The following is a 13,869-nucleotide window of genomic DNA, read 5'->3' as shown; positions in this document are numbered from 1 at the left end:
ACTCCCGTGGCACCGAGCACATCCCCCTCGGTACCGACTGTGGAATTGGAGAATCCGGGCCCTTCCACAGAAACAACTGATCCCGTCCTCTCCCAAGTTCTGAAAAAACTCCCAAAAATACGAAGCCGGTGGCCCGAAGAGGTCAGACTGACAAAAGTCAGCCGGTTTAATATTCTGGATGGAAGCAATGTTATTGGCGTCGTCCAATTCAACGCTGGTACCAAGATCCGTCTGCTAGAAATCAAGCCTCAACATGCAGTGGTCAAAATCGCAACTGGAGAGTCTCCTCTGCCTGTGCTGAACACAGACATCATCGAGCAACTGGGTGGAGCCCAGAAAATACTTGCATTCCCCGATGACCCTCCTGTCGAAACGAAAAGTAGCGGGGAGAAATCAGCTAGAATTATCCCGCTATGACATCTCCAGATGACCCTATTACAATTGAAGGTCGTGATCGACTGGCTTGCATCGACCTCACTGTTTATGGCATGGAGACTGTTCTCGCTGCGGCCTATGCCTTGACCGGAAAATGCTTCCTGCATCTCCAAACGGTGGATCAGCACAGGCTGGAGATTCGGCTACGAACCAAAAGGCCGGAGGATGATACCGATGTCTGTATTAGGGAATTTTTTAATAACCTTATTGATCAACGGTTAAGGAAAATCGTAGCAGATGAAACTGCCAAAACTCGGGATTTATTGATGGCTCATGCACTCTCACGCGTTGCATTTATTCGTCCCGATTTGGAAGACTCTAGCCCACAGGAGGATCCCGCCTATGTCTCTATCCCCGACCGACTCAAAATACCTACGTTTTGATCCCCCATTTTATTTGCCGGCAGCTCTGGAATCTGCCGGCCTCAAAGAGGCCAGCCTACCTGTAGCAGCTTTCGATAATGATCGTGTTGCCGCCTCCATGGTGGCGGCACTTCGCCTATCGCTTGAGGCCGCAATCCAAATGGACGAGCAGCAGGATATATGAAAGCCTTGCGCGGATTTCAGTTACCGGCCTATTACGAGCAATCGCCTTCCTACTCGCTGCTTCCTTTTCGCTTCATGAAGCTGGATGAGCAACGACAGGTAATAACCAACGCAGCTGGCGAGCATATTGTCGTCCCGAATGAGACACTGGTTGCATTGATCGAGAAACGCCTGTCTCCTGATGCCCCGGTTCTTCGGGATCTGGAGGCACGACATCTGATCAGTCGAGGGGCGGCTGACACACATATGGAGCTGCTTGCCGCGCAGCTTCGTACCCGATACTCTCGGCTACCTGATCTGACGGCGTTGCATATGTTCGTTGTCACACTACGCTGTGATCATTCATGCGCATATTGCCAAGTTTCCCGAGTTTCGGAAGATCGCAATGCATTTGATATGTCTGAAGAAGTTGCAGACAGGGCGGTTGATATCATGCTCCAAGGCCCCTCACCGGCTCTGAAGATCGAGTTTCAGGGAGGTGAATCCTTGCTGAATTTTCCATTAATAAAGCACATAATTGCGCGTGTGGAGGAAAAAGCAATTGACCGTGAAATTGCCTTTGTCGTCGCAACCAATCTCTCCTTCTTGTCCGATGAGATGCTAGATTATTTTGCAGACCACCAAGTGTTCATTTCTACATCTCTGGATGGGCCTGCCTCCCTGCATAACAGCAATCGACTACGACTAGGAAAGGACGCTTATGAACGAACGATTACCGGTATAAAACGGTGCCGTGAACGACTTGGACCGGATTCAGTATCAGCATTGATGACCAGTTCAGCCGCCAGCTTGGAACAGCCTGAAGCCATCATTGATGAATACGTTCAACAAGGCTTCCGGGAGATATTCTTGAGGCATATCAGCCCATATGGCTTCGCCATTCGCTCGGCGGCCCGGATTGGCTACGAGGCAGAACGATTTCTTGATTTTTATCGCCGGGGCCTCGCCTATATTCTTCATCTTAACGGTGAGGGTGTGCCTGTTCGCGAGGTCTATGCATCACTGCTATTGCGGCGTATGCTGACCTCATATCCAACCGGATATGTTGACTTGCAGTCTCCTACCGGGACTGGCCTTGCAGCTCTCGTTTACAATTACGACGGTGGAGTCTATGCATCCGATGAAGGACGTATGCTTGCCGAAATGGGAGATACGACCTTCCGACTTGGTACTGTTTACGAGAATAGTTGGGATGACCTTTTCACAAAGAGTCCTATCTTGGATATTGCTTATCGCACCATGACGGAGGGGATGCCGGGATGTGTCGATTGTGCCTTCCAGCTGTGGTGCGGGAGTGATCCTGTTCGTCATCACACAACACAGGGAGATATGGTGGGCCACAAACCAACAAGCGCGTTTTGTCAACGAAACATGGGAATTATGCGTCACCTTGTTAAACTGCTTGAGGATGATCCCGCAGCTGCGCGTATATTGAGAGGATGGGCACAATGAAACTTGCTGATCGTGCGTTGTTTGGATTTGGCGGAGAACCCTTTGTCGGCCTTCTTGAACAACGGGTTAATGACAGCCTGTTTGTTATCCGCAATCTAGGTCATAGTGAGATGAAAATGCATCTGTGTATTGGAAGCGATCAACAGATACCTGCAGGTGACGAAATTATTCTTTCTACCGAAAGTGCGTTTCTTGAAGAGGGTGATATCGTACGCTTCAATCCGATCTCTCGTGAAACCAGAATTTTGTATCGAAAACGGAGCCAACATAATTTTTTGTTTTTCACGGAGCGTTGCAACAGCCGATGTCTGATGTGCTCGCAGCCACCCCGCGATATAGACGATGCTTACCTGATAGATGACATTCTTGAAATGATCCCATGGATGTCCAAGGATACCCCGGAACTTGGTATTACCGGAGGAGAACCGACACTTTTGCATGAGAAACTCATGGAGGTGATCCGGTCCGTGAAGCAGCATCTCCCAAAAACCTCACTGCATATGCTTTCCAATGGCAGGCTATTTTCGTATTTACGATATGCCCGCAGTCTTGCCGACATCAAGCATCCCGATTTCATGATCGGTATCCCTCTATATGCGGATACTGCCAGTGTTCACGACTTCGTCGTTCAGGCAAAAGGGGCATTTGAACAGACCCTGTTCGGGATACTCAATCTTGCCAGGACAGGTATCCGCATAGAGCTTCGGATGGTAATACATCGAGAAACACACGCACGCCTCGCGCAATATGCTCAATTCGTTGCCCGCAATCTTCCCTTTGTTGATCAAGTAGTCTTCATGGGCCTTGAGCTGATGGGATATGCCCGAACAAATCTGGACAGACTCTGGATCGATCCGGTTGAGTATCAAGTCGAATTGGAGGATGCAATTAACATTCTCTTCGATGCTGGCATACGGGTGTTTATCTATAATCATCAGCTTTGCCTGCTGCCTCCTTCACTTCATCCTTTCGCCCGAAAGTCAATCTCGGACTGGAAAAATATCTATATGCCTGCATGCGAATCATGCCAGGCCAAAGCCGACTGTGGAGGTTTTTTCGCTTCGGCTTCCCTTCGTTATTCTCAACACATTCGCCCTCTTTCTTGCTAGTGTATCCCTAGCGCAGCAGGATTCGATGACGATTTCACTATCAGTTGGAAGCGTGTCTATCGCTGGCATAGTGGCACTGTATTTAATAATCCTAGTCGGTGCTGAAGAACCATTTAATTTCCTATCAAGGAGCAAGTTAACGCTTGAGACTGGAGTGAAATTTTCCCAGAAAAGGGCAATTTATAAAGAAAATCTGGGAAAAAGATGAAGCCAAAGGAAAACAAGCACGAGAAACAGAGGGAAATGTTCAAGATGGAGTTAATAATGTTGGTGAACATGAACCATCCGATGGTGAAGCTGGCCGGGAATATAAACTGGGCCGAGTTTGACAAGCATTTGGGGCCGACGTATCATGAGAGGTTGGGGCAGCCCGGGTTGGGGACGAGGTTGATGGTATCGTTACATTATTTGAAGTATCAATATGATCTGAGCGACGAAGAGGTGCTGGAGCATTGGGTGGAGAATCCATATTGGCAATATTTATCGGGGATGCAGTATTTTGAGCATGAGAAGCCGATAGACTCGTCGAGCATGACGAGGTGGAGGAAGAGATTGGGGGAGAGTGGAGCCGAACAGATGCTCAAGCAGACGATAGAGAGCGCGGTGAGGATGAAGGGGTTAAAGCCGGTGCAGGTGGTGCATATCAACGTTGACACGACGGTGCAAACCAAGGAGATACGTTATCCGACCGATGCGAGATCGTATGATCGGGCGAGGGAGAGGCTGGTGAAGGAAGCGCGGAAAGCCGGGCTGAAAGTGAAGCAGAGTTATGAACGGGTAGGGAGGGGATTATTGATGATGGCCGGGCGCTATATGCATAGCCGAAAGATGAAGAGAACGAAGGCATGTGTGAGGAAACTGAGGACGAATCTGGGCCGTGTGATACGAGAGATAGAGAGACAAAAGCCTGTGGCGGCATTGCAAGGGTTGCTGGAGACGAGCAAGCAAATTTACAAACAAAAGACAGCAGACAAAAACAAAGTGTATAGTGTGCATGAGCCAAAGGTGAAATGCATATCGAAAGGGAAATCGGGAAAGAAATATGAATTTGGACAGAAGGTAAGTGTGGCATCGACGAGCAAGGGAGGCTGGCTGTTGGGAGCGTTATGTATGCCAGACAATCCGTATGATGGGCACACGCTTGAAGCGCAAATGGAGCAGGTAAAACGGCTCTATATTGAAAAACAGGGGCCGAAAACGGCGCACGTGGACATGGGTTATCGAGGGCACAATTATGAGGGGCCGGTGGAGGTGATCGTGGACAAACGCAGGCGAGGGAAAATCCCCAAACGAGTCTGGCGCTGGATGAAACGCCGTGCCGCCATTGAGCCGACAATCGGACATCTCAAGAATGAACATCGTATGGAGCGCAACAAGTTACGCGGATTGATCGGAGACAAGGTCAATGCCATCCTCAGCGCCGCCGCGATGAACTTCGGAAAGCTCCTGGCTTTCCTTTTGGCCTTTTTTTCCCGCCTTCTGCTCGCGCTTTTTCCCGCCTTGCGCACCTCGCCATGCTTCAAACTCGCTTAATACCGCCCTTCCTCAGCACCGACTAATCCTAGATTCCGCAGTTGGTAGATTTGTCTGGAGGTTGAAGTTTTTGGTATGATGAGAGATAAATGAGAAAAGTCATAGGATCAGAATTTCACCTATTGGGTGAAGACGAGTTGGAGTTCGAAACTCCTGGAGGGAAGGTGTCGTTGAGGGTGAGTGAGGAGGCACTCACGCCGTATGGGGGACTGGTGCCGTGGGCGGCGTTTTGCCGTCACATAGGGATAATGGAGAAGCTGGTGGAGACTTGTCCGGTGAAGAGGACAAGTCCGAACGCGGCATCGGTGCATGACGTGTTGTAGAGTTTTTTTTTGACGGCGGTGACCGACGGGAGGCGTTTTGTGCATGTGCAGCGCTTGAGGGAAGACCCGAGTCTGTGCGAGTTATTCGGGATGAAGGCGGTGGTCAGTGACGACACGATCCGGCGTTTTTTTGCATCGATAGATCGGGAGCAATCAGCGGGCTGGGTAAGAGCGGCGGAGGAACGATTGTGGAAGGCGCTGCCCGAACGGCTCATTCTGGATTGGGATTCGACGGTGCAGACCAAGTATGGCCACCAAGAGGGAGCGCAAGTGGGCTATAATCCGACCAAGCCCGGCAGGTGCAGCTTCCATCCGCTGGTGGCGGTGGCGACCGGAACACGCTTATGCGCGGCTTACCGGTTTCGCAGCGGGAATACGGTGACCTCGACACAATGGAGCAAGGCTGCGCAGGAAGCGCTGGCGAACACATACGGTCGCCAGGTGTGGCTGAACCGTGGCGACATCGGTTTGGGACAAGACCCAGTGATGGCTTGGCACGAGCAGGCCCCGGGACGGCCTGCTTACCTGTTCAAACTGAAGCTGACCGCGAACGTGAAACGAGCCATGGCCTCAGTGCGCGAAGACGACTGGCACGGACCCGGCAAACAGGGGGTCTGGCAGGTCGCCGAGGCGCGGGTGCGCCTGCCCTCGTGGACCTGCGAGCGACGGGGGGTCTTCGCCCGCAAATTGCAAGGCCCCATGCCGGCCAATGCGCAGGCACGCTTCTGGACAGAACACAAATACGAACGGCCGCTTACGTAACCAATCTGCGGCCCTCCCAATGCAACGGCTGGCAAATCCAAGCCCTGTATCGGGACAGGGGCGACGCCGAAAACGTCTTCGACGAACTCAAAAATCAATGGGGCTTCAACGGCTTTTGTGCAAAAAAAGCCGAGTGACTGCGCCGGCCGCGCAATTGCTCCTGCTCGTTTACAACCTATGGTGCTTGTTTTCCCGCTTGCTTGAACCCGGCAGGCACATCGAAGCCTCCGGTTCCCGTCGCTGGTTCATGATCATCGGTGCCAAACTCGTCAAATCCAGCAGAAAAACATCCCTGCTCATCTCCGCGCAAGGCTCATGGTGGCAACAACTAAAACACAGCTACCAACGCGTTATCCTCTGGCTGCGTTCAACTGCGCCGCATTGGACCTCCTCTTCTCTCCTTCTCCCTCTTCTCCCATACTCAACTGTGGAATCTAGGATAATCCTAACGACATGCGCTAGCTTCTTTCGAGCTTTGTCACCAAGCGAGTCTGTCCAACGATCCCACGTTCCGCTGGAGCGAACTTGATCCCCTAAGAAAAGCGTTGGCCGATCCGGACCTTTCCATTGAACTAGTGAAGCGAGATTCCCGTTGGCGGCTTGTCGTCCGTTATACACCGAAAGCTGATCAACAATGATTCCATACCTGAATATTATCGCGTGGGGGCAGGTGGTGCCATGGGGAATCCAACGCAAGATTCTGATTTTCTCCAAAAGGAACTGCGCTTCCGCGGTGGCACTAGATAACTACCAAATCGCACCAAGACATGTGGAAAACGAATAGATCTGCAGTATGAAATACTACTTGAACTACCCATATCGAGTAGTTCAAGTGTCATAAATGAATCGTTTTGGCAAAGATACTTTGGAACGGGCACTGAGCCTGCTTGGCGAGGTTTTGGCCAGTCGTGGCCATCCGTCCTGCCACTTTGTGGTTTGTGGCGGCTCGTCCCTGCTCGCCCTTGGGTTGATCAGTCACACGGCGACACGAGACGTGGACGTGCTTGCCAGGCTCGAAGCACGGCGTCTAGTGCAAGCAAAGCCCTTGCCACCGGAAATAATCACGGCGGCTGACGCTGTCCGTTCCGAACTCAATCTGCCTGCCGATTGGTTTAACACCGGACCCGCCGACGATTCTTTCTTCCTGTTAGGTTTCCCAACCGGAATCGAGGATCGCCTTACAAACCGCTCCTATGGTCCGGTTCTCACCATCGGGTTTGTCGGCCGCTACGACCAGATTCATTTCAAACTCTATGCCGCTGCCGATCAAGGACCAGGACGCCATGTCGCGGACTTGCGCGACCTGAATCCAACCGCTGACGAATTGCTTGCCGCCGCTCGTTGGACCTGCCTGCAGGATCCGTCGGAGGGTTTTCTCTTCGTGCTTTCCGATCTCCTCCGCCACTTGGGCCATGCCGACCTTGCTGCTCAACTTTAAAAACGAGGCTCGCTCTGCCATCCTCGACCTTCTCTGGCGTCAGTGGATCACGCTGGGCGTTTCCGGCCATGCCGCCCAGGCATCCGGCAAAGCCATCTTGGATCCCGAGGCGTTGCTCCTCGCGTCAACGACGCTCGGCCGGATGGATGCCCGTCTTTTCGACGAGATGCTCGACTGGCTTCAGGACCAGGCCGATTGGATCAATCTTCAGCGCCTCGCCCGCCTGCACAAAGACCACGTGCTCGGTGACGCCTCAATCCTGTCCGTAATCGCGACACGTTTGGCCCGCTTGCCCGCGCACAAAAAATGGAAGGCCATGGAAAAATCGTCCGTCGAGGTTTCTGGCTCCCCTGCGCCGCTCTTTCCCGAGGATGGACACTTCGGAACCGCGGATCAGGACTTTCTTGCGGGAGGCTGGCTGCGCGGTCCGGTGCGCTATCGCGGCCTGTCCGTCGCGCCACGCATGGATCACCCCGGCAACTTACTGCTCAAGCTTCGCGCTTTGTTTGGCCGGCAATCGCGCGCCGAGGTCATGGCATGGTTGCTAGCGCACGAGGCCGGCCACCCCGCCGAAATCGCGCGTCAGATCGGGTACTTCCGCCGGTCCGTTCAGATCACCCTCAACGAACTGGAACGCTCCGGCCATGTCCGGTCCCTGCGCAAGGGCAGGGAAAAGCATTTTTCACTCCTCGCTGATGAATGGCGCTTCCTTGCCACTTGGCCGATGTCGCAAGGACCGACCTTTCCCGCTTGGGTGCCTTGGTCCGAAATCTTTCGATTGCTGGAGCAATTGAACGCCTTGCTCAACGACGTGCATCTCTCCGCTTCATCACCCGAGTTGCAGGCCATCGAGTGGCGTCGCCGCCTCGACTATACGTCGCTTGGCCACTCCACGCTACCGGTGCTTTTTTCCCTGCCCATCGATGCTCGTGGCGACGAGGCCATCATGGCTCATTGCGATCGCTTCCGCCAGCTACTCGATCATCTTGGGGCTGGCCCAAACGAAGAGTCAGCTTCGTCGGCGATGCCTCGCTGAGGCTCGAATTTCCCAGCGTAGAGCCATCCCCGCGAGGGGGGGGGGCTGTGAAGTGGTGATTCATTTGATCTTGACTTTTCGTAGTTAAGTCATCATTGATGATTTTAGTCGAACTCAATTCGCCAAATCCTGTATCAGCGTCAGCGGTGCTCTCGCATACCCGTAACTGTGCGCATGGACGCCTCGGAAGTGATTCAAGCCATGCCGACCATGCGGATGGCTGTCTAAACCTCATCACCAACCAACAAAATTCCAATCCCATGCGTCCCTTTGAACGAAACCGAAACCTCACCGAAGACGAGCGCATCCGCCGGGTCGGCGAACTGCTCGTCACCGCTGTCATCCGCTATCGCTACCTCCACCCGGAGGAGTTTGAAAAACCTGCCCGGTTTCCACGTAATCCGGGCCAGAAGATAGCAGGTGGATTCGATCCCGCCGACTTCGTCTCCGACGAGTCAGAGAAACGGATACTGCGCTACCTTTCTGTGGTTGGCACGGCGTCCCCCAAGGATTTTCAGGTGGCGCTGGAAATGTCCTCCGCGACAGTTACTCGCAAACTGGTTCGTCTCCGCGCCAGCAATCTTGTAACCGTATCGGGCAAAACAAACGCGGTGCGCTATCAACTGGCGCCACCTGAGACGGTGCAGCAAGTCTCCATGCTTAAGGCAGTCTGAGCCTTCTCCGCATAGCAGAGGGAATCGGTATCCAAAATTCCAATAACCCGCTCACAAAACTGATTGAAATGAAGCCAACCCAACCACCTCTTCCTCGTTGGAAACGGACATGGGGGAAACTATTTTAAATACTTGATTCAAAACATACGATTTTACTCAGGGAAAAATAGCGTAATCAAATATAAGTAACCGTTTAATGCTCTCCACCCCGACCATTTCCCCTCTGAAAAAGAGAGAAATCCCCCTCCCCCATAGGTAAAAGTTTTGCCGTGGACTTCCGCCGTTTGGTGCCAAAATGAGCAACAAACAGGGAACAAAATCGGGAACAAACAGGGAACAGCAAGTTGAAGCATAGCTCTCACCGCGCCACATCAACTTCCCCGCTTCCCACTGAAAACAGCGAAGAACCTGAAAAAAGGTTGCCGCTTATTTCTCCAACACAGCCAGTGCGTCGAGGAAGACGCCAGCGGTCCAGCCCATCATGGCGGGGGCTTCGTAACTATTGTCGTTGCTGGCGTGATGTGTACCGGTGTCAGCGTTGTATTTTTCCCAAAGGTCTCCCGTATCCGAAAATGAACGACAAACGGTGTCAGCGTATTTTTCCGCCAGACGGCGTGCCTCGACATGGTAACCGTAGCGTTGCAGGCCGCGCCAGGCGATGGTTTGCAGGCAGGGCCAGAGGTTTGGGTGGTCCCATTGGTAGGAATGCGGATTGCTGAATGGGGATTGCTGAATGGATGAACTTGCGAGAGAGGGGGGGGGGAGGGAGTCAACAGGCGCACACGGAGCGCAGGCTGTCAGACCGTGGGTGCGTTCGAGTTGAGGAAGGGCACGCGCGACAACAGAGGCGGCTTGCTGCTCGGTCGCTAGGCCCGCCCAAAGGGGATGCAGGGTGGCGGCTGATAGAACGGAACTGCGGCGTTGGTTAACAAAATCGTAATCGAAAAACATCCCTTGCCCGGCATCCCAATTCAGCGCGTGAACGAGATGGCGGCGCGCATCGGCACGGATGCGCCAGGTGGTAGATTCGGTGCGCGCAGCGGGATCGTCAGATGCAGCGGTGAGTTCGGCCAGCGTGGTTTCGAGGACGTAGAGGTTGCTGTTGAGATCAACGGGGCAGTGGTGTTCGCAGCGTTTGTCGAAGCGCGGCGTGAAGTCCCAGCCGGATTCGCATTCGGCGAGCATGTGACCGGATTGTTCGCGGCAGGCCGCTTCGTCGCCGCCGGGGAGTCCGGCACGGTCTTTGATCTCGCGGAAAAACTGCATCACGTAGTCGGGGTCGGCTTGGTGCCCGTAGCGGGAAAGTCCGGCGGCAGGTGTGCCAGCAGGGGTGGCGCGTCGGGTGGTCCAAAAGGCGTGTTCGGCACGGAGGGCGCGAAGCACGGTGGATATGTCGAGTCCGCCGGGACGTTCGAAGGAGCCGTGCTTGCGAAGCAAGATCACGAAGGGCGCAAAGTAGGGCGGTTGCGAGCGGTTCAGGTAGTAGCTGCGGTTGCCGTTGGGAATGAATCCGTGGCGCTCAATTTCGTGAACGAAATTGCGCAGGTTGTTCTCCGCAAGGGGGAGTGTGTCGGGGCTGCCAACGAGTCCAAACGCCGTGAAATAAGTGTCCCAATAATAGAGTTCCTGAAACATCGCGCGTCGGCAGGGCACGGTGTAGGGATGCGGGAGGCCGAGCAGCGTGCCTTCGTCTTGCGTGTGCGAGCGAAGGGTCGCGTTCCAATTGGCTTGGATGAAATCGCGAACGGCGGCAGCGATACTTGCAGCGGCAGCGGCACGTGAGGTGGTTTCGGCGGGGAAATTTGTTTCGGTAAACGTTGCTGGCATAAACGGTAGGGAGGTCTCTCCGAGGCCTCCGCAATGCAGGGTGAAAAATAGCGCTTATCTTTGGTGGGTGATGCGTGGTGGTGGGCGGATGTATCGGGGAGCGGAGGCGTCGGAGCGGAGGCGTCGGAGAGGCCTCCCTACCGGGGGGGGGGGGGGGGAGGGAAACGAGAAATGTCGCGCAGGTGTTATTTGAGCTTTGTAACGTCGAGTCCGTAAACGATCACCGGGGCGCCGGTGAGTTTGAGGGTAACGGTGCTTTTGTTGGCGGCATCGGCAGGCACTTGTTTGCGCTGTCCGATCGAATTGATGGCGGTAAGCGTCGTCTGGCCGTGCGCAAGGGGAAGTGTAGTGGAAACGCGACTACGCCATTCATCGGTCCAGGCTTCGGGTGAGGCGAAGTCTTTTTGTTTTTCGCTGAGAACGTAGCCGTCGGTTCGATCCCAGAGGATCGTCATGGGGCCGCGCGGAGTGTCGAAAAGCAGGCCACGGGTTTTGCTTTCTTCGCCGTTGGCGGACTTGGGGAATTTGAGCCAGCGAACAAACTTTGCCTGGTCGAGTTCCTCGGCGGCGGCGGCGTAGGCAAGGAGCGCGGGCTTGAGGCTGAGGTCGCGGTTGATGAGACCGAAATAATATTCGCGGTCTTTTGGGTTCACACCGAGTTTGTCGAACCAGACTGTATCAAATAATTGATACCACATGAGGGCTTTCACGTTGGCACTCATGGCGAGGCCAAAGGAGAGGATGGCGTTTTCGGTGCCGTGGCGCAGGGAGTCTTCCCAAAAGCTGTTGGGATAGGCGCAGGCGTAAACTTCGGTGAGCCAGAGTTCCTTGGGTTTTTGCGGAGTGTCGCCGTATTTTTTTACGAGTTCGGCGGCGGTGCGGACGGAGCCGTAGTAGTTCCAGTAGTTGCCGTAAGCGCCGTGCGTCCAGTTTTGCCAAGGTTCGGAGACGGGATAATCGGGCGTGAAGTTGCCGCGTCCGGGGTGAACGGCCAGTCCGTCGAGGAGTTTCCAGCCTCCGGCGTCCTGAATGGCGTCGGCGAATTTAACGTCCATGCCGGCGAGTCCCACGCTGAGGAGTTTCACGTCGGCGGCAGGAGCGCCCATTTCTTTTTGGATACGGCGGATGGCTTTTACCCAGCCGAGATATTTGGCAACGCGTTTGGCGCGTTCCTGGTCTTTCACTGTATCGCCCATGCCGATACTCATGACGGCGTAGTTGATTTCGTTGCCAAATTCCCAGGCGGGGTTGGCGTGATCGACGCAGAGTTGCAGTTGCTCCCGTATCCATTTGTCGCCGGCGGCGGTGTCTTCGTCGTAAGTTTTCTTGGGGATCTGAGTGTGGCGGAGGGCGGTGATGTTTTTGTAGTCGTGGGTGTTGCCTTGGCGATACCAGCGGACGCCCATGCGTTCCATGAGGCTTTGCACGGAGGTTTCGTCGGGAAAGGGCCAGTAGGCGGCGATGCCAAAGATGCTTTCGGCAGAGGTGCCTTTGAACTCGTGCGGTGGGAGGAGTGCGAGGTTGGTGCGGGCAAAGGCGAGTTCTTCCCCGGTGGTTTTGTCAGCGATGGAAACTTCGGCAAAAAAGATGTCGCGCGTGGGGTCGATGGAATCGGGGGAGGGTTGGAATTTGATGTCTTCGGTGAGGGTTTGTCCGGCGGCGAGTTCGAGGTCGCGTGTCTGGCGGGAAACGTAGTTGCCGGCGAAGTCGCGGACCCAGTGTTTTAGGGTGACGGTGCGCGAGGTGAGTGAGGTGTTCGCAAGCGTGTTTTTGAGGGTGAGCGCGGGTTGTTTGTCAGCGGGTTGGCCGGGGGTGGAGGTCCACCAGTTGTAGAGTTTGTCGGTGCCGAGTTTCAGACCAACGGGGCGTCCGTGCCAGCGGGCGGAAACGAATTCAACTGGCCAGTCACTGGGGGAAATTATCACAGAAAAATTCGCAGTGTAAGTGGCGGGGACCGCGGGGGGGGGGGGGGGGACCGCGGGAGTGGCGGGAGTGGCGGGAGGATGCGCAGCGTCGGGGGATTTGATGAAGCCGATGTGGTGGGCGCGTGCGTCTTTCCATCCGAGGTTGACGCGGTTGGTGGAATCAAAGGCGAGGCCAAGGATTTGATCGCCGATTTGATAGAGGGCGATTTTGCCGTCGGGGTGTTCTTGTGGCTGGCCGCCGTGCGCGTGGCGTTTCCAGAGTCCGAGTTTGCCGGCAGGGAGTTCGACCGCGCCGTTTGCAAGGCGGCGACCAAACATGCTGTCGCTAATCTTGGCGTCCGGCGGGACGTTGGAGAGGATGTAGGTGACGTCCACACGACCGGGTTTGGGGGCAAAGAGTCCGGTGAGTTTGAGTTCGCTGGGGGTGTTGTCCGATCCAGTGAGAGTGTAATCCACTTCGATGGCGGGCAGGCCGTCCGGGGTGGTGATTTCCTTGATGGCGCCCGCCGTGGTTTTGATGCGTGGTTTGGGTTTTACTTCAAGGCCGCTGAGCGTGAGCAGCGTCTTGCCGGTTTCGTCCTGCACTTGGATGTCGTTCCATGTCTTTGCCTGGAGCACAATGCCCGGTTGCTTGATGGTTTGTGTCATCGCATTTGTGGCTGCGGTGAGAAGTGCGAGGCCAGTGATGGCAAGGGCGGTAGTGCCAATTAAACTACGGACGGTTTGGATGGATGGGCGCATGGTGATGCAGGGCGGGGTTGTTATGGGAATGTGAGCGAGCACCTGTGAGCGATGGGGATGTCTCGCAGG

The 13,869-nt window shown here is 54.7% G+C and carries 11 protein-coding genes; 9 read left to right on the top strand and 2 right to left on the bottom strand.

Going from position 1 to position 13,869, the window contains the following annotated elements; all coding sequences use genetic code 11:
* Nucleotides 1–6: 6 nt before the first annotated feature.
* The 9 genes from OBACDRAFT_RS30705 (at nucleotide 7) to OBACDRAFT_RS11655 (ending at nucleotide 9,307) form a co-directional block, all read left to right on the top strand.
* Nucleotides 7–417, top strand: coding sequence for a hypothetical protein (locus OBACDRAFT_RS30705; protein WP_198529890.1), 411 nt, complete (start codon nucleotides 7–9; stop codon nucleotides 415–417).
* A complete protein-coding gene (gene hxsD / locus OBACDRAFT_RS11700; RefSeq protein ID WP_043585817.1) occupies nucleotides 414–818 on the top strand; it encodes a His-Xaa-Ser system protein HxsD in 405 nt (134 codons plus the stop codon). Before OBACDRAFT_RS30705 ends, hxsD begins: the two co-directional genes overlap by 4 nt.
* Before the next feature lie 159 nt (nucleotides 819–977).
* On the top strand, nucleotides 978–2,432 hold the full coding sequence (hxsB, locus tag OBACDRAFT_RS11695) for a His-Xaa-Ser system radical SAM maturase HxsB (RefSeq protein WP_043585814.1): 1,455 nt from the start codon (nucleotides 978–980) through the stop codon (nucleotides 2,430–2,432).
* Complete coding sequence (gene hxsC / locus OBACDRAFT_RS26540) at nucleotides 2,429–3,541, top strand: His-Xaa-Ser system radical SAM maturase HxsC (RefSeq protein ID WP_157837037.1); 1,113 nt, start codon at nucleotides 2,429–2,431, stop codon at nucleotides 3,539–3,541. The genes hxsB and hxsC overlap by 4 nt, the downstream gene beginning before the upstream one ends.
* A 204-nt stretch (nucleotides 3,542–3,745) precedes the next feature.
* Complete coding sequence (locus OBACDRAFT_RS11680) at nucleotides 3,746–5,074, top strand: IS5-like element ISOpb2 family transposase (RefSeq protein WP_043585808.1); 1,329 nt, start codon at nucleotides 3,746–3,748, stop codon at nucleotides 5,072–5,074.
* Between the two features lie 341 nt (nucleotides 5,075–5,415).
* Complete coding sequence (locus tag OBACDRAFT_RS11670) at nucleotides 5,416–6,159, top strand: transposase (protein WP_232767052.1); 744 nt, start codon at nucleotides 5,416–5,418, stop codon at nucleotides 6,157–6,159.
* 841 nt (nucleotides 6,160–7,000) lie between these two features.
* On the top strand, nucleotides 7,001–7,597 hold the full coding sequence (locus OBACDRAFT_RS11665) for a hypothetical protein (protein ID WP_157837036.1): 597 nt from the start codon (nucleotides 7,001–7,003) through the stop codon (nucleotides 7,595–7,597).
* Nucleotides 7,572–8,633 (top strand): hypothetical protein, encoded by a 1,062-nt coding sequence (locus OBACDRAFT_RS11660; RefSeq protein WP_052361787.1) that lies wholly within the window; start codon nucleotides 7,572–7,574, stop codon nucleotides 8,631–8,633. Before OBACDRAFT_RS11665 ends, OBACDRAFT_RS11660 begins: the two co-directional genes overlap by 26 nt.
* Nucleotides 8,634–8,893: 260 nt before the next feature.
* Entirely contained in the window at nucleotides 8,894–9,307 is a 414-nt protein-coding gene (locus tag OBACDRAFT_RS11655; RefSeq protein ID WP_043585802.1) for a helix-turn-helix domain-containing protein, read from the top strand.
* A gap of 426 nt (nucleotides 9,308–9,733) precedes the next feature.
* Here the strand turns inward: OBACDRAFT_RS11655 and OBACDRAFT_RS11650 are convergent, their stop codons facing one another.
* On the bottom strand, nucleotides 9,734–11,134 hold the full coding sequence (locus tag OBACDRAFT_RS11650; protein ID WP_052361785.1) for a trehalase family glycosidase: 1,401 nt from the start codon (nucleotides 11,132–11,134) through the stop codon (nucleotides 9,734–9,736).
* Between the two features lie 185 nt (nucleotides 11,135–11,319).
* The gene (locus OBACDRAFT_RS11645) at nucleotides 11,320–13,800 is read right to left on the bottom strand and encodes a hypothetical protein (RefSeq protein WP_081721983.1); all 2,481 of its coding nucleotides are present in this window, start codon (nucleotides 13,798–13,800) and stop codon (nucleotides 11,320–11,322) included.
* Nucleotides 13,801–13,869: the final 69 nt, after the last annotated feature.

The organism is Geminisphaera colitermitum TAV2 (assembly GCF_000171235.2).
In the GTDB taxonomy this organism is placed as follows: domain Bacteria; phylum Verrucomicrobiota; class Verrucomicrobiia; order Opitutales; family Opitutaceae; genus Geminisphaera; species Geminisphaera colitermitum.
Note: the sequence above shows the minus strand (reverse complement) of the source record. Positions and strands in the feature narration are given on the sequence as shown.

Bases quoted from the DNA above. Each gene is read 5' to 3' on its own strand.
- OBACDRAFT_RS11645 (WP_081721983.1), bottom strand. From the start codon at position 13,800: ATGCGCCCATCCATCCAAACCGTCCGTAGTTTAATTGGCACTACCGCC.
- OBACDRAFT_RS11665 (WP_157837036.1), top strand. From the start codon at position 7,001: ATGAATCGTTTTGGCAAAGATACTTTGGAACGGGCACTGAGCCTGCTT.
- hxsB (WP_043585814.1), top strand. From the start codon at position 978: ATGAAAGCCTTGCGCGGATTTCAGTTACCGGCCTATTACGAGCAATCG.
- OBACDRAFT_RS11650 (WP_052361785.1), bottom strand. From the start codon at position 11,134: ATGCCAGCAACGTTTACCGAAACAAATTTCCCCGCCGAAACCACCTCA.
- hxsD (WP_043585817.1), top strand. From the start codon at position 414: ATGACATCTCCAGATGACCCTATTACAATTGAAGGTCGTGATCGACTG.
- OBACDRAFT_RS11660 (WP_052361787.1), top strand. From the start codon at position 7,572: ATGCCGACCTTGCTGCTCAACTTTAAAAACGAGGCTCGCTCTGCCATC.
- OBACDRAFT_RS11680 (WP_043585808.1), top strand. From the start codon at position 3,746: ATGAAGCCAAAGGAAAACAAGCACGAGAAACAGAGGGAAATGTTCAAG.
- OBACDRAFT_RS11655 (WP_043585802.1), top strand. From the start codon at position 8,894: ATGCGTCCCTTTGAACGAAACCGAAACCTCACCGAAGACGAGCGCATC.
- hxsC (WP_157837037.1), top strand. From the start codon at position 2,429: ATGAAACTTGCTGATCGTGCGTTGTTTGGATTTGGCGGAGAACCCTTT.